Genomic DNA, 15,057 nt, shown 5'->3' on the forward strand with positions numbered 1-15,057 from the left:
TCAGTCCTGCGTTTCGGGCTTGTTGTCGTCGCCTGTGTCGCCCGCATCATCGACCTCGACGGGGCGCCGAGCCCGATTGTTCAGGGTGTCCGGGGTCTCGGGGGTCTTGCGCGCGCGGATGCCCAGCTCCTGAAACCGTCGGGCGCTGGGCATGACCTGGCGCTCCAGGCTGCCGACCGTCTTGTTGAAGGCGTCGGTGCTCTGGTCCAGTGCCTTGCCGAGGCGCGCCATGTGTTCGGTCATGGTGCCCAGGCGGTGGGAGAGCTCCGCGCCGAGGTCGCGAATCTCCAGCGCGTGCTCGGTGAGCTGGGACTGCTGCCAGCCGTACTCGACGGTGCGCAACAGGGCGATCAGCGTGCTCGGCGTGGCCAGCAGAACCTGGCGCTCCAGCGCGTACTCCAGCAGGCCGGGTTCGTGTTCCAGCGCGGCGGCCAGGAACGGGTCGCCGGGCAGGAACAGGACGGCGAACTCCGGGGACTGCTCGACACTGGCCCAGTACTGCTTGCTGGAGAGCTCGGTGACGCGCGAGCGCAGGTGCTGGGCATGGCGTTTGAAGGCGGCGGCGCGCGGCTCTGGATCGGTGGCGGCGACCGCGTCCAGATAGGCATCCAGTGGTGTCTTGGCATCCACCACCAGGGCCCGGTTGCCGGGCATGTGTACCAGCAGATCCGGACGCTGGCGCCCGCCATCGCCGTCCAGCGCGGGTTGTTCGGTGAAGTCGCAGTGCGCCGAGAGGCCGGCCAGTTCCACGGCGCGCTTGAGCGTCAGCTCGCCCCAGCGCCCGCGCACGCCGGGGCGGGAGAGGGCCTGGACCAGGTTGTGGGCCTCGCGCTGGAGGGTGGCGTTGTCCGAGCTCAGGCGCTGGATCTGTTCATTCAGGGCGGCGAAGGCCTGGGCACGCGAGCGTTCCATCGCGTTGATTTCGGCCTCGGTCTTGCCCAGTGTCTCCCGAATCGGCTTGAGCATCGCCTCGACCTTGTTCTCCGAGCGCGCGATCTCGTTCTGCCCCTCGCTGAGCTTCTGCGTCAGGATCGACTGGGCCAGACGCAGAAACTGGTTGGAGTTGGCCTCGAGGGCCTCGCTGGCCAGGGCGGAGAAGGAGCGATCCCGTTCCTGCCGCGCGGTCTCGAAACTCTGACGCAAGTCCTCGCGACGCTGTTCGGCGCCCTCCAGTTCGGCTTCCAGCCGGGCATTGCGGGTTTGCAGATCCCCGATGCGACGGTTCAGGCGCAGACTGGCCAGCGTATATCCCAGCAGGAGCCCGACCAGCAGGGCAGCGGCCAGGGCCAGCCAGGCCGTGGTCGACAGTTCGGTCAGCTCGCCAGCCATTGCGGGTCCGCTTTGGCCTGGTGCCAGCGCCAGAAATCATCGGGGCGATCGAGCGTGCCGTCGGCGCCCCAGGTGTCGGGGTTCTGGCTGGCATCGATGTAGCCCCATCGGGCGACGAGTGTTGCCATACCCGCCGCCCGGCCAGCGGCGATGTCGCGCTCGGCATCGCCCCAGTAACAAAGCTGTTCAGGGGGCAGACCCGTTTGCCGCGCGGCCAGCCACATCGGCTCGGGATCCGGTTTGCGCTGCGGGAGCGTGTCACCACTGACGATGGCGGCGAGTCGAGGGGACAGGCCCAGGGTCTCCAGCAATGGCTCGGTCAGCCAGGCGGGCTTGTTGGTCACGACCCCGAGGGGCCAGCCGCGCTGTTCGCAGGCGTCCAGCACGGGGCTCAGCCCGGGGAACAGAGCGGTGTCGATGCACAGGTCGCGGGCGTAGATCTCCAGGTAGCGTTGCTTGAGGGTCTCGCGTCGCGCACCCTCGATATCCGGAAAGCCGAGCTGCACAAGGGCCTGGGAGCCGTGCGAGACGTGATTGCGCACGGCCTCGAAGGGCAGCGGTGGGCGATCGTTTTCGGCCAGCAGCACGGTGAGCGCCGCGTGCATGTCCGGGGCCGTGTCGAGCAGGGTCCCGTCCAGGTCGAACAGGACCCCGCGGAGTTCGCGGCTCATGGGGTCTCGCTGTCGGCTTCAGGCCGGCGCGCGGCCATCAGGTAGTTGACGTCCGTGCGCGGAACCAGACGGTAGCGGCCGGACAGCGGCGAGTAGGTGAGCCCGGTCATGTCGGTGACCTCGAAGCGGTGCTTGCGCAGGACCGCGCCCAGTTCGGAGGGGCGGATAAAGCGGCTGTACTCGTGCGTGCCGGTGGGTAGCAGGCGCAGTACGTATTCGGCACCGACGATCGCTTCGGCGAACGCGCGGGGGGTGCGGTTGATGGTCGAGAGGAACAGCCAGCCGCCCGGACGCACCAGCTGGACCAGGGCGTCGATGACCGCCTCGGGATCGGGCACGTGCTCCAGCATCTCCAGACAGGTGACCACGTCGTAATCGCCCGCATGATGCTCGGCATGGGCCTCGGCGGTCGTGTGCAGATAGTGGATCTCGAGCCCGGAGTCGTGTGCGTGCTCGCGCGCGACCTCCAGGTGTTCGGCCCCGGCATCCAGCGCGGTCACCTGTGCGCCGCGCACTGCCATCGCCTCGGACAGGATGCCCGCGCCACAGCCGACATCCAGTACCTTCTTGCCGGCGAGATCGGCGTGCTGGTCGATCCACTCCAGCCGCAGGGGGTTGATCGCGTGCAGGGTGGCGAAGGCGCCATTCGGGTCCCACCACTCGTGCGCCCGATGCGTGAACTTGTGCAGTTCGGCGTGATCGACGTTGTCGCCAGTCTTGGCGTGGGTCTCATGGGTCATGGTGATCTCGATTACGCGGCCAGCTCGCGCTGGATTTCCAGCACGCGCGCGCCCCATTCGCGGGCCTCGGCCTGGAGCTCGTCCAGGTCCAGCGTAAGCAGTTCCCGGTCCCTGAGCAATGGCCGTCCGGCCACGTGGACGTCGGTGACGGCATCGCGGGTGGCGGAGTAGACGATCTGGGCGGCCGGTTCATGGGCGGGCTGCAGCTCGATGGCGCGAAGATCGATACTGACCACGTCGGCCTGCTTGCCCGGTTCAAGGCTCCCGATGCGGTCGGCCAGGCCCAGCGCTCGGGCGCTGCCCAGCGTGGCCATCTCGAGCGCGGCGGTGGCGGGGAGGGACGAGGCGTCGCCACTGACGCCCTTGGCCAGCAGCGCGGCTGTGCGCATCTCGCCGATCATGTCGAGGTCGTTGTTGGACGCCGTGCCATCGGTGCCCAGCCCCACGGTGATGTTGGCGCCCAGCAGTTCGGCGACCGGACAGAAGCCAGAGGCGAGCTTGAGATTGGATTCCGGGCAGTGGGCGACCGACACCGGCCGGCCGGCGAGGAGCGCGCGGTCCTGCGCGCTGACCTGGGTCATGTGTACCGCGATGAAGGGCTGGTCGAGCAGGCCCAGGCGTGCCAGCCGGGCCAGCGGACGCTCGCCGTGGTCGCGCTCGGCATCGGCGACCTCGCCGGCGGTCTCGTGCACGTGCATGTGAATGGGGACGGCCAGTTCGCGGGCGCGTTCGGCCACACGTTGCAGGCTCTCGTCACCCACCGTGTAGGGTGCGTGAGGTGCGACGGTGTAGTGGATGCGCCCGTGGTGCTGCCAGTTTTCGACGACCTCGGCGCCCCGCTGGAAGTATTCATCGGTCGTCTGCGCCCAGGGCGTGGGGAAGTCGAACACGGTCAGGCCCAGTGCGGCGCGGATGCCGGATTCGTCGACCACGCGCGCAGCGTCGTCGACGAACAGGTACATGTCGCTGAAGCAGGTGGTCCCGCCGCGCAGCATTTCGGCGACCGACAGTCGCGTGCCCGCGCGCACGAACTCGGGGGACAGCAGGCGGCCTTCGGCCGGCCAGATATAGCGCTTGAGCCAGTCCATCAGCGGGCGGTCGCTGCCCACACCGCGCAGCAGGCTCATGCCGGAGTGGGTATGTACGTTGACCAGCCCCGGTATCAGGGCATGCCCTTCGCGGTGCAGGTGTTCGGCATCGGGGTGTTTTGCGCAGGCCTCTGCGCGCGGTAGCAGATCCTCGATCACGCCGTTGCGAATGACCAGTGCGTAATCGACGAGCACCGTGTCGCGCGGGATCACGGGCAGAATCTGCGAGGCGCTGAGAACGAGGGTTCGGGTTGTCGACATGGGAGGTCAGATCGAGGGGATTCGGTCGCGCATGGTACCCCAAAGAGGCGGCGAAGGCCGCCCCTTTGGGCAAGGCCGAACCGGTTAGCTGGCCTGGAGTCCCAGGACCTGGGCGCGCGTGACTTCGGCGACATGTCGGCCCTGGAAGGCGGCCATCGCAAGTTCGTTTTCGCTCGGCTGACGCGAGCCGTCGCCGTCCGCCAGGGTCGTGGCACCGTAGGGTGTGCCGCCGCTGATTTCGTTCATGTCCAGCAGACGCTTCTCGGTGTAGGGCAGGCCGACGATGGTCATGCCGTAGTGCATCAGGTTGACGATGGTCGAGACCAGCGTGGTCTCCTGCCCACCGTGCTGCGAGGCGGTGGAACCGAATACGGAGCCGATCTTGCCGACGAGCTTGTCGCCAAACCACAGCGCGCCAGTCTGATCGAGGAAGTTGGCCATTTGCGCGGACATGCGGCCAAAGCGGGTCGGGGTGCCGATGATGATTGCATCATAGTCCGCCAGTTCTTCCGGACTGGCGATGGGGGCGGCCTGGTCCAGCTTTGCCCCGGCCTGTTTTGCGACGTCCTCGGGCATCAATTCCGGGACGCGCTTGATTGTGACCTCGGTACCAGGAATCTCGCGGGCGCCCCGGGCGACGGCCTCGGCCATCTGCTCGATGTGGCCCCAGGTGGAGTAGTACAGGATCAGGATTTTGGTGCTCATGGGAAGGACCTCCGAGTTTGATCGAGGTCCAGCTTAATTCTCATTAAAGCGAATAAAAATGGGCTTTTAATGGCTTTATTGTTCGGTTAAAGCGAATCGTTAGTGGGGCGGCTGCGCAGCACTTTCAAACGAGGGTGATGCCCCGAGCACGGCCCTTTCCAGGTCCGCCAGGTCTCCAGGATAGCCGTACAGGAAGCCCTGGAAGTGGCGGCAGCCGAGGCCAAACAAGAAGGCCCGCTGTTCGACTGTTTCGACCCCTTCAGCAATGACGTCCAGGTCCAGCGTGCGGGCGAGATTGACGACCATCTGCGCGATCGCGGCGTCGTTGGGGTCGTCCAGTACGTCGCGCACGAAGGACTGGTCGATCTTCAGTTGTGCCAGGGGAAGCTGTTTCAGGTAGGCGAGGGAGGAGTACCCCGTGCCGAAGTCGTCCAGGGCGAACTCGACGCCCAGCGCTCGCAGTTCGTCGATATGGGCCACCACGGTGTCGATTTCCTCGAGCAGCATGCTCTCGGTCAGCTCCAGTTTCAGCCGATCGCCCGGGGCTCCGGTTTCCTGGAGGATCTCGCGCAGATGCGGGACAAAGTGTGGATCGCGGAACTGGCGTGCGCTGATATTCACCGACAGGGTCAGGTCGCGGAAGGCGGCCGTGTGCTGCCAGGCCCCCAACTGAGCACAGGCGGTGCGCAGGACCTTGCGCCCAATGGGCACGATCAGCCCGGTCTGCTCCGCGACGGGGATGAACTCGGCCGGGGAGATCGCGCCGCGTTGTGCGTGCTCCCAGCGCAGGAGCAACTCGGCGCCGATGACGCGCCCCTCGGCATCGACCTGCGGCTGATAGACCACGCTGAACCGGTCTTCGTCGAGGGCATGGCGCAGCTCGTTTTCGAGTTCGAAACGAGCCTCCACCGCGCGGTGCAGTTCGGGGTCGTAGAAGCGCACGGTATTGCGCCCGGCGTTCTTCGCCCGGTACATCGCGAGGTCGGCCTGTTTCAGTACCTCCTCCACGCCGAGGCTGCGGCCGCTGAACAGGGTGGCACCGATACTGGGGGTGACGTGGCGGTTCTGGCCCGCGAGCTGGAAGGGCTCGCGCAGCAGGTTGATCAGCTTGCGCCCGACTGCCTCTGCCTCGGTGGCGGCGCGCGCCGGGTCGGGGTGAAGGTCGTTGAGGATGATCACGAACTCGTCGCCGCCCAGGCGCGCGAGCGTGTCGGCTTCGCGCACGGAGTTCTCCATCCGTCGGGCCACCTGGCACAGCAGATCATCCCCGACCGCGTGTCCCAGGGTGTCGTTGATGTCCTTGAAGTTGTCCAGATCGATGAACAGAACAGCCCCGTGGTGACGCGTGCGGGCAGTGTTGGCCAGCGCCTGGCCCAGTCGGTCATGCAGCAGCGTGCGATTGGGCAGGCCTGTCAGTCCGTCGAAGAAAGCGAGGCGGCGTATCTCTTCTTCGGCCTCCTTGCGGTCAGAAATATCCATCATGGTGCCGAAGGTCGCCATGACCTGGCCATCGTCATCGAAGCGCGCACTGGCGTAGATGCTGACCCAGCGGTATCCGCCGCCGCGAGTGCGCAGCCGTATCTCCTCCGATTGGGCGTGGGTGCCCCCTTCGAGCAGGGTCGAGCAGAAGTTCTGGGCGTCGTCATGGTCCTGGGGATCGACATAGGCGCACATGGGCTGCCCGAGCGTGTCATCCACCGGGAAGCCGGTCAGCGTCTCCCAGGCCGGATTCAGCAACGTCCACCGGCCGTCGGCATCCGTGCGGAAAATCACCTCGGAGATGTGGTTGACCACGTCCTGGTAACGGCTTTCACTTTCCTTGAGGGCGGCAGTGGCGCGGCGCTGGGCCGTGACGTCGAGTGTCAGGCCACGCAGGCTCCGACGGCTGTCCGCGCCTTCGGCCCAGGAGAGGATGTCGCGCAGCCAGATCCACTGGCCGTTACGGTGGGCGAACCGATAGTCGACGACCTGGGGCTCGTTGCCGGGTTCGCGCGCGGCCTCCCGCACCCGCGGCAGATCGTCCGGGTGAATGTGTCGGGCGCGCAGTTCCCCGCGTCCCAGGTTGCGCGCAGGAAAGCCCAGCAGCTTGCGGGTGTCCCCGGCGACGAACTCCCATTCGTGGCTCTCGGGATTCGCCTCCCACAGGATGGCATTGGCCCCGCCGAGCATGGACTCCAGGCGGGCGACCGAACGATTCAACTGCTGGTTCTGCTGGAGGAGCGTCGATTGCGTGGTGTCGAGGTGAGCGGCCATGTCGTTGAAGGTTCGCGCCAGATCGCCGAATTCGTCACGGGAATCGATACGCACTCGATGGTCGAGCTGACCGGCCTCGAGGGCCTTGCTCCCTTGCAGCAGCAGGCGCAGGCGGCGGGTCGTCATCAGAGCGAATGCAATGGCTGCGAGTATGGAGAGCCCCAGCACGCCCAGCGCCAGCAGTACGTTGCGCTCCAGCAGATTGGTCGAGAGCTGGTCGATGGCGTCGGTCGAGTAGCCGACCGCGACCGTCCCCAGTGACTGATCGGAAAGCTTGATCTCCCGGGCGATTTCCACCTGGCCGGCTTCGCTGCGTACTCCCGCCTCGGGGGCCGGAAGACTGTCCGGGGCGACACCGACCGAGGCGAGGGGACGTGCGTTGGCGTCGAGCACGAGCGCATACAGCACGTTGGAGTCATCACCCAGTAGATCCAGGAGATCCTGGAGCATGGCGGGGTCGGCGTAGGCCAGGCCAGGAGTCAGGGCGGAGCCCAGCAGCCGGCTCTGTTGTTCGGCCGTACGCTCCAGGACCTCCTGCTGGTTTTGCTGGACCTGGGTAATTCCGCTGAAGAGCAGCGCTCCCACCATCGCGACCTGGATCGCGACCGTGCCCATGATGATCTGCCAGGCGACGTTCAGTCGCATGAAGGCCCCGCAGGCCCACCAGAGCGGGCGCGGCATGGCAGGCCGCTGTGCGGTCTGGATGCGGGCGAAAGACGAAACATGAGCCGTCCGGGGGTACCCGTAATGATCGGGATCAGGAGTAGAGTCGACCTATTCTACCTTGCCGGGGGCTTATTTTCTTCATGCCAGGCGGAGGGCGAGTTATGGATCGGTGCCCTCCGCCTGGACGCCCGACAGCGCGTGGCCAGAAGCCTGTCGGGTCTGGATGATCGTCGTGAGCGTGGGGCAGGAGAGTGAGGCCATTTTTTGGTCTCTCGAGGCGCATAGTGGGAACGATGCAACGAGAGAGAGCGGAAAAAGGGGCCGTTCTCCCGCACGCGCTGCCGATCAGCCCCAAGTCCGACAGGCTCCTAGTACCGGTTGATGGCGAGGCGGCCCGGGCCAGTCAGGGCGAGGGCAATCGCCGAGAACAGGAACATGGCCTGTAGTTCAATGGCCCAGCCGCCGTGCTGGGTCAACTGCACGACTTCGTCCGCATGGGCGAGCCCGATGGCGAACAGCATGTTGACTGCGATCAGCACGGCGCCGATGCGCGCATACAGGCCGATGATCAACAGGATGGGGGCCAGGACCTCGCCGATGTAGGCCCCATAGGCCAGTATTCCCGGCAGTCCGGCCCCCGCCAGCATCCCCTCGATGTGTCCGACGCCTCCGGATATCTTGTCGATTCCGTGCAGCAGGATCATGACGCCCAGCGCCAGTCGCAGGATCAGCTTCCCGGTGTCGTCCAGCATGTTGTCCATTTCGGTGTCTCCTGATTGCGTGGTTGAGGTTTGCGCGGGGTCTTGTGTTGAGCAGCTGGGTCAGATTCAGTGGTCTGGCGGTAGGCTCCTGAAGGCTTCATAGTCCTCCGGGCTTGCCGGTTCGAAGCCACGAGAGTGGCCAAACGCGCGCAGCCGTTGTTGCCCGGAGGTGGTGCTGGAAAGCTCCAGCAATTGTGTCTGCAAGTCTAGATCATTCGTTTGCACCCGTTCGTGCAGCACGATCGTAACGCCGGGGAAAGGGTCCGACTGGGCGAGGATGCGGGCCAGGCTGCCATCGGCCAGGGCAATGGTGCGGGGCCCCTCCTGCGGCGAGCGTGGCGACTCGAGCGCGCGTGCATCAATCACCAGTACGGCCGCTTCGGCCAGTCCGCGTTGCATGGCCGCCGCGGCGGCATTGTGGTGCGGAAACTCCAGATAGTGGATCGGGGGATCCTCCGTATCGAACACCGCGCGGATTCGCTCTCTGGCCAGCCGGGTACCCAGACTGTGCCGAGCGGGGGTCGCCAGGGTTGCGTCCTCCAGGTCGGTCAATTGCCGGGGCGGCGCGTCCACTGGTGCCACGATGATCATGGCCAGGGTATTGCGCGAACGAGCGATTGGGCGATACGCGCTGGTTTCGCCGAGTAGCGGAACGACGTGCGGAGCGACAATCGCCACGTCGTAGCGCTCCTCCGACAGGCGCTCGATAAACCGAGGGAAATCGCGCGAGGCTTCCAGGTGTACGGGCGCCTGGCGCAGGTCGGCAAGCCATTCGCGCAACGGGGCGTATCGCTGAAACAGAGCCTGGGGACTCGCGAATGGCTGTATCCCCAGCTCCCAGGCTTCGTCCGTAAACGCTGTGCCAGGCAGTAGTGCGACTACCAGCACAAGTCCAATGGTGCGCAGGCGAGCCCGGCGGTTTACGGACGCTGGAAGAGGGGGTAACCCGGCCTGACGTTTTCCCATCGGGTGCGATCCCGGTGCATGGGCTTGCAGGTTTCTATAGTCAACCGCACTTGGTGTGTCCATGCGTCAATAAATCGGCACCGCAGAGAGGGTGCTGTTTCGCGCGGCTGTCGGAATTCCGTTGAATCCGCTCGTGCGCGTCTACTTGGGCGGGTTGCGAGGGAGCTGGCGTCGAATTTGCATGAGGCGTTATCGCATGCAGATCACCGCGCCGACGGGCGCGGCCGGAGGAATCAAGATGACCATTTTCGACCGCGTCGCCGAGGCGTTGCTCGCCACCCTGCAGGGGCTGACCCCGCTGACCGTTATCGGTGCGTTTTCGCTGTTGCTGTTCGTGCTCTTTCTGGTGGCCCTGATGGCGCTGACACTGCGGCGGGCGAACGCGTTTCAGGGTGCCGCGCCCGCCTTGCTGACGACACTGGGGATCCTGGGTACGTTCCTCGGCGTTGCGATCGGGCTGATCGACTTCGATGCGGCGCGGGTAGAGGCGAGTATCCCGGCATTGCTGGAGGGGCTGAAACTCGCGTTCGTGACCAGCATCGTGGGCATCCTGCTGGCCGCAGTGCTGCGCGTACTACAGGTGATGATGCCGTCCCCGGTCGAGGGGGCGGAGGGTGGAGGTGATGCCCAGGTCGGCGGTGATCCCGAGCGCGTATTGGCCGAGCAGCGGGACGCGACGCGGGCCCTGCTGCAGGCGGTGCAGCAGATGGACCGTCGTCTGGACCAGCGTCTCGAGAATCAGCACCACGAGCTGAAGCAGAGTCTGGAGGGGCTGGCGGACCGCATGAGCGAGCTCAGCAGCGGTCATCTGGTGGCGGCGCTGGAGCAGGTGATCCGCGATTTCAACGACCGTCTGGGCGAGCAGTTCGGCGAGAACTTTCGCCGGCTGGACGATTCGGTGGCGCGGCTGGTGGACTGGCAGGACCGCTACCGCGAGCAGATGGACACCCTGCACCGGGCGTTCGACCAGGCGCGCGAGGGCGTCGAACAGAGCGAGGGTGCACTGGAGCGCCTGACGGGCCAGGCGCTGAAGATTACCCGCCATGTCGAGGAGCAGGATGCGACGCTGGCCAGTCTGCGACGGGAAACGGTGGAGCTGGAGGCCCTGCTGAGTGCGATCGCCGCCCTGCGTGACCGGGCCACCGAGGCCTTCCCGGCGATGGATGCCCGGCTCGAGGCGATGCTGGAGAGCATCGAGAACGCCGTGCAATCCGGGCGCGCGGCCGAGTCGCGCTGGCGGGGAGACGCGTTCGCAGTGGGGGTGGCGACGCCGGCGGACACCCTGGGGGCGCGGTCGTGATCCTGCGCTGGTGGCTTCGACCCCGGGCGCGCGCGGGTGGCGCTACGCACGAGGCGGATCAGGGGTCGCACTGGCTGGCGGTGGCGGACCTGATGGCCGCGTTGATGATGATCTTCCTGTTTCTGGCGCTGTTGCATATGGTGCAGGTCGAGCGCTCCAGCGCGGCCCATGTCGAGGTGCGCAACGAGGCCACAGCGTTGCGCGCGGCGATCTACTCGGTGCTGGAGGAGGAGTTTCGCGAGGACCTGCCGCGCTGGAATGCGGAACTCGACCGCGACACCCTGACGCTGCGCTTTCGCGAGCCGGAGGTTCTGTTCGAGCGCAGTTCCGCGAGTATCCGCCCGCGCTTCGAGGCGATCCTGGACGATTTCATGCCGCGCTACGCCGAGCAGCTGCGGCCGTTTGCGGACGTGATCCGCGAGGTGCGTATCGAGGGGCATACCTCCAGCGAGTGGGCCGGAAGCGACGATGCGATGGATGCCTACTTCGGCAATATGGACCTGAGCCAGCGCCGTACCCGAGCGGTGCTCGAGCATGCCTACCGGCTTGAGCCCCTGCAGGAGGACGACTGGTTCCGATCGCGTGTGGCGGCGGTCGGTTTGTCCTCGTCGCGGCGGGTGCTGGATGCCGATGGACAGGAAGACCACGAGGCCTCGCGGCGGGTGGAGTTCAGCGTACTGACGGACTTCGAGGCGCGGCTTCTGGGCAACGCCGAGGCCCGCCCGTCCCCCGAACCGCTGGAGGCGCGTTCGCCCTGACCGATGTGCTGTGGGCTCTGGACGCGGGTGTGTGTCAGATGCGTTCCAGCAGGGCGTTGCGGAGGGTCTCCTGCTGGTTTTCGGAGAGGGCCCCGCCGTTGTTGCACTCCAGCAGGAAGCTGTCCTCTACCTGCTCGCCGGCCGTGGCGATGCGGGCCGTGCGGACGTCGATGGCGTGTTCGGCCAGGACGTGACCGATGGTCGACAGGAGCCCGGGGCGGTCGAGCGCGCGCAGGCGCATGCGTGTGGCTTGCCCGCCGGAGGCGGATTCGAATTCGATCTGCGTATCCACGTCGAAATGCTTCAGGCGGCGGGGTAACTGGCGGCTCACCGGGGTCTTTTCGCCATCGGTGCGGGTGAGTTCGTTCGCAAGGTACTGGCGGATCTCGTCGCTGCGGTAACCGGCGTCCACCGTCTGGCCGCCGCCGCTCTCCAGCACCAGGAAGGTGTCCAGTGTGCGCCCCCCGGCCGTGGTGATGATGCGGGCGTCGACGATGTCGAGGCCCAGCTGGGTCAGCGCGCTGGTGATGCGGGCGAACAGGTAGGGGTGGTCTTCCGCGTAGACGAAGATCTCGGTGCTGCCGCGGGAGGTCTTGGGGCGCACCAGAATCAATGGCAGTTCGTCCGCCTTCAGCGGCAGCAGGGCCTGTCCGTGCCAGGCGACCTCGTCGGCAGAGTGGCGCAGGAAGTACTCGTCGTCGAGCTCGTCCCACAGGGCTTCGGCGTCGTGGGCCCCAAAGCCACGCCCCTCGAGCAGTTGCAGGGCCTCGCCGCGGGTCTCGCGAATCTGTGCGTCCATGTTCGGGGCCGCGTCGAGGCCGCGCTCGAGTACGTTGCGCGTGGCGTGATAAAGCGTTTGCAGCAGCGAATCCTTCCAGCTGTTCCACAGCTCCGGGTTGGTGCCGCGGATATCGGCGATGGTCAGCAGGTACAGGAAGTCGAGGCGTTCGCGGGTGCGCACCTCGCGGGCGAAGGCCAGCACGACATCGGGGTCGGAGATGTCCTTGCGCTGGGCGGTGAGCGACATCAGCAGGTGGGAGCGGACCAGCCAGGCCACCAGGCCCGCGTCTTCGTCGGACAGGCCGTGTTGCTGGCAGAAGTGCAGGGCGTCGTGGGCGCCCAACTCCGAGTGGTCGCCGCCACGACCCTTGGCGATGTCGTGGAACAGGGCGCCCAGTACCAGTCGTTCGGGACGTTCCAGTTCCGTGTAAATACGGTGCGCAAGTGGTTGTTCGTGGGCGAATTCTGGCAGGGCCAGTCGGCGGGCGTTGCGCACCACGTTAAGGGTGTGTTCGTCCACCGTGTAGGCATGGAACAGGTCGTACTGCATGCGTCCGATGATGCGTCCGAAGGCGGGCAGGTAGTTCCCCAGTACGCCGTAGCGGTTCATGCGGCGGAGCTGACTGGTAATGCCGCGGGGCGCGCGCAGGATGTCCATGAACAGGGCGCGGCAGACCGGGTTGCGACGGAAATGGCCGTCGATCAGGTGGCGGTGGGCGCGGATCAGGCGAATGGTCGAGGCGCGAATTCCCTGGATCTCCGGATGCTCCTGCAGCAGGCGAAAGACCTCCAGCAGGGCCGGTGGGTAAATCATGAAGACCTGGTCGTGGGCCACTTCCAGATAGCCGCCGCGCACCTGGAAGCGCTGATGAATGCGGATGGGCTCCTGCAGGGCCTGCGGATCATCGAGGATGGCTTCGTTGAAGTGCTGCAGGAGCAGCTCGTTAAGCCGCTCCAGGTCGTTGATCGTGCGGAAGTAGCGCTGCATGAATTGCTCGACCGCACGGTTGTGGTTCTGGTCCACGAAGCCGAATGTGTTGGCCAGCTGACGCTGCAGGTCAAACAACAACCGGTCCTCGCGGCGCCCGGCGAGCATGTGCAGGGCGAAGCGTACACGCCAGAGAAAGCTCTGGCCCTCCAGCATCTCGTGAAGCTCGCCTTCGCGCAGGAAGCCGAGCGATACCAGTTCCTCGATACGTTCCGCGCCGTAGTGGCGCTTGGTGACCCAGCCGATCATCTGGATGTCGCGCAGCCCGCCGGGGCCTTCCTTCACGTTGGGTTCCAGGCGGTAGCCGGTCTCGCCGAAGCGGCGGTGCCGTGCCTGCTGTTCCGCGAGCTTCGCGGCGTAAAAGCTGCGCGAGTCCCAGATGCGATCAGAGTCGATCGCGCCGCGAAATTCATTGAAAAGACTTAAATTGCCACTTAAGTAGCGTGACTCGATCAGGTTGGTCGCGACCGTGATGTCGTCACGGGCCTCGCGGGTACAGTCCTCGATGCCGCGCACGCTGTGGCCGACCTCGATCCCGATATCCCAGAGGAAGGTGACGAATGCGCTGATTCGGTCGAATACCTCTCGGTCCGCCGTGCCGTCGATCACGATCTGGAGGTCGATGTCGGAGGCAGGGTGCAACTCGCCGCGCCCGTAGCCCCCGACCGCGACCAGGCACAGCCGGTCGTCATCGGCCAGCCCCTGCTGGGCCCAGATCAGCTTGAGCATCTCGTCGATGCGGCGGGCGTGACCGAGGATCAGCTCCTCGATCGGCATGCCGTCGCGAAAGCCCTGGTACTGCTGTTCGAGGATTGCGCGTCGGCGATCGCGGAACAGGGAGATATTCCCGGGGTTACGGCTCAGGCGCTGGTAGTCCTCGCCCCAGTCGGGCGAGAAGGCGGGGGCGTCGCCCTCGCTGGGGGTGCCGCCGGCGGGCAGGGTACTCACGGGCAGCCCCTCAGGCCGCGAGTTCCTGTGGTGGCGTCTCGTCCTTGCGCAGGGTCAGGATCTCGTAGCCGTCTGCGGTCACCAGGAGGGTATGTTCCCACTGCGCGGACGGGCTGTGGTCCTTGGTCACGGCGGTCCAGCCGTCAGCGAGGATCCGGGTATGCCGGCGCCCGGCGTTGATCATCGGCTCGATGGTGAAGCACATGCCTTCCTCGAGTTTAAGCCCGGTGCCCGGCTTGCCGTAGTGCAGCACCTGCGGATCTTCGTGGAAGCCGCGCCCGATACCGTGACCGCAGAACTCGCGCACCACCGAGCAGCGCTGGCTTTCGGCGTACTGCTGGATCGCGTGCCCGATGTCGCCGAGGGTCGCGCCGGGGCGTACCTGCTGGATGCCGAGATACATGCTGGTGCGGGCGACGTCGATCACGCGCTGCGCCTGAATGCTGGGCTTGCCGATCACGAACATGCGGCTGGTGTCGCCGTGAAAGCCGTTCTTGATCACGGTGATATCGATATTGAGAATGTCGCCGTTTTTCAGCTTGCGATCGCCCGGGATGCCGTGACAGACCTGGTGATTGACCGAGGTGCAGATCGATTTGGGAAAGCCGCGATAGTTCAGCGGCGCGGGGATCGCATCCTGGGTGTTCACGATGTAGTCATGGCAGATGCGATCCAGCTCGCCGGTGGTGACCCCGGCCTGCACATGCGGTTCGATCATCTCCAGGACTTCGGCGGCCAGACGGCCGGCGACGCGCATGTGTTCGATCTCTTCTGGGGTCTTGATGGTTACGGACATGGGGGCTCCGGTCGAGACCTGCGAGGGTTGTGTGGCGGGTCTCGGGA

The 15,057-nt window shown here is 66.0% G+C and carries 12 protein-coding genes; 2 read left to right on the top strand and 10 right to left on the bottom strand.

What is annotated here, in order from left to right; all coding sequences use genetic code 11:
- The 8 genes from rmuC to F813_RS0108760 form a co-directional block, all read right to left on the bottom strand.
- Entirely contained in the window at positions 1–1,329 is a 1,329-nt protein-coding gene (gene rmuC, locus F813_RS0108725) for a DNA recombination protein RmuC (protein ID WP_017926271.1), read from the bottom strand.
- Entirely contained in the window at positions 1,314–2,000 is a 687-nt protein-coding gene (gene gph / locus F813_RS0108730; protein ID WP_017926272.1) for a phosphoglycolate phosphatase, read from the bottom strand. Before gph ends, rmuC begins: the two co-directional genes overlap by 16 nt.
- Positions 1,997–2,740, bottom strand: a complete 744-nt coding sequence (gene ubiG / locus F813_RS0108735; RefSeq protein WP_012982896.1) for a bifunctional 2-polyprenyl-6-hydroxyphenol methylase/3-demethylubiquinol 3-O-methyltransferase UbiG — start codon at positions 2,738–2,740, stop codon at positions 1,997–1,999. The genes gph and ubiG overlap by 4 nt, the downstream gene beginning before the upstream one ends.
- An 11-nt stretch (positions 2,741–2,751) precedes the next feature.
- Positions 2,752–4,089 (bottom strand): TRZ/ATZ family hydrolase, encoded by a 1,338-nt coding sequence (locus F813_RS0108740; protein ID WP_017926273.1) that lies wholly within the window; start codon positions 4,087–4,089, stop codon positions 2,752–2,754.
- A gap of 84 nt (positions 4,090–4,173) precedes the next feature.
- The gene (gene wrbA, locus F813_RS0108745) at positions 4,174–4,794 is read right to left on the bottom strand and encodes an NAD(P)H:quinone oxidoreductase (protein ID WP_017926274.1); all 621 of its coding nucleotides are present in this window, start codon (positions 4,792–4,794) and stop codon (positions 4,174–4,176) included.
- Between the two features lie 99 nt (positions 4,795–4,893).
- Positions 4,894–7,692, bottom strand: a complete 2,799-nt coding sequence (locus F813_RS0108750) for an EAL domain-containing protein (RefSeq protein ID WP_026148221.1) — start codon at positions 7,690–7,692, stop codon at positions 4,894–4,896.
- A 389-nt stretch (positions 7,693–8,081) separates the two neighbouring features.
- Entirely contained in the window at positions 8,082–8,474 is a 393-nt protein-coding gene (locus F813_RS0108755; RefSeq protein WP_012982892.1) for a DoxX family protein, read from the bottom strand.
- A 66-nt stretch (positions 8,475–8,540) separates the two neighbouring features.
- Complete coding sequence (locus F813_RS0108760) at positions 8,541–9,440, bottom strand: phosphate/phosphite/phosphonate ABC transporter substrate-binding protein (RefSeq protein ID WP_051048356.1); 900 nt, start codon at positions 9,438–9,440, stop codon at positions 8,541–8,543.
- Positions 9,441–9,636: 196 nt separating this feature from the next.
- Between F813_RS0108760 and F813_RS0108765 the strand changes: the two genes are divergently transcribed.
- A complete protein-coding gene (locus F813_RS0108765) occupies positions 9,637–10,740 on the top strand; it encodes a hypothetical protein (RefSeq protein WP_012982890.1) in 1,104 nt (367 codons plus the stop codon).
- The gene (locus tag F813_RS0108770) at positions 10,737–11,498 is read left to right on the top strand and encodes an OmpA family protein (protein ID WP_017926277.1); all 762 of its coding nucleotides are present in this window, start codon (positions 10,737–10,739) and stop codon (positions 11,496–11,498) included. Before F813_RS0108765 ends, F813_RS0108770 begins: the two co-directional genes overlap by 4 nt.
- Positions 11,499–11,532: 34 nt before the next feature.
- Here the strand turns inward: F813_RS0108770 and glnD are convergent, their stop codons facing one another.
- Entirely contained in the window at positions 11,533–14,214 is a 2,682-nt protein-coding gene (gene glnD, locus F813_RS0108775) for a [protein-PII] uridylyltransferase (protein WP_017926278.1), read from the bottom strand.
- A gap of 10 nt (positions 14,215–14,224) precedes the next feature.
- Entirely contained in the window at positions 14,225–15,010 is a 786-nt protein-coding gene (map, locus tag F813_RS0108780) for a type I methionyl aminopeptidase (protein WP_012982887.1), read from the bottom strand.
- Positions 15,011–15,057: the final 47 nt, after the last annotated feature.

This window comes from Thioalkalivibrio sp. HL-Eb18, assembly GCF_000364985.1.
GTDB lineage: Bacteria > Pseudomonadota > Gammaproteobacteria > Ectothiorhodospirales > Ectothiorhodospiraceae > Thioalkalivibrio.

Excerpts from the sequence above, each read along its gene's own strand:
- rmuC (WP_017926271.1), bottom strand. The coding sequence starts at position 1,329 with ATGGCTGGCGAGCTGACCGAACTGTCGACCACGGCCTGGCTGGCCCTG.
- gph (WP_017926272.1), bottom strand. The coding sequence starts at position 2,000 with ATGAGCCGCGAACTCCGCGGGGTCCTGTTCGACCTGGACGGGACCCTG.
- ubiG (WP_012982896.1), bottom strand. The coding sequence starts at position 2,740 with ATGACCCATGAGACCCACGCCAAGACTGGCGACAACGTCGATCACGCC.
- F813_RS0108740 (WP_017926273.1), bottom strand. The coding sequence starts at position 4,089 with ATGTCGACAACCCGAACCCTCGTTCTCAGCGCCTCGCAGATTCTGCCC.
- wrbA (WP_017926274.1), bottom strand. The coding sequence starts at position 4,794 with ATGAGCACCAAAATCCTGATCCTGTACTACTCCACCTGGGGCCACATC.
- F813_RS0108750 (WP_026148221.1), bottom strand. The coding sequence starts at position 7,692 with ATGCGACTGAACGTCGCCTGGCAGATCATCATGGGCACGGTCGCGATC.
- F813_RS0108755 (WP_012982892.1), bottom strand. The coding sequence starts at position 8,474 with ATGGACAACATGCTGGACGACACCGGGAAGCTGATCCTGCGACTGGCG.
- F813_RS0108760 (WP_051048356.1), bottom strand. The coding sequence starts at position 9,440 with ATGGGAAAACGTCAGGCCGGGTTACCCCCTCTTCCAGCGTCCGTAAAC.
- F813_RS0108765 (WP_012982890.1), top strand. The coding sequence starts at position 9,637 with ATGCAGATCACCGCGCCGACGGGCGCGGCCGGAGGAATCAAGATGACC.
- map (WP_012982887.1), bottom strand. The coding sequence starts at position 15,010 with ATGTCCGTAACCATCAAGACCCCAGAAGAGATCGAACACATGCGCGTC.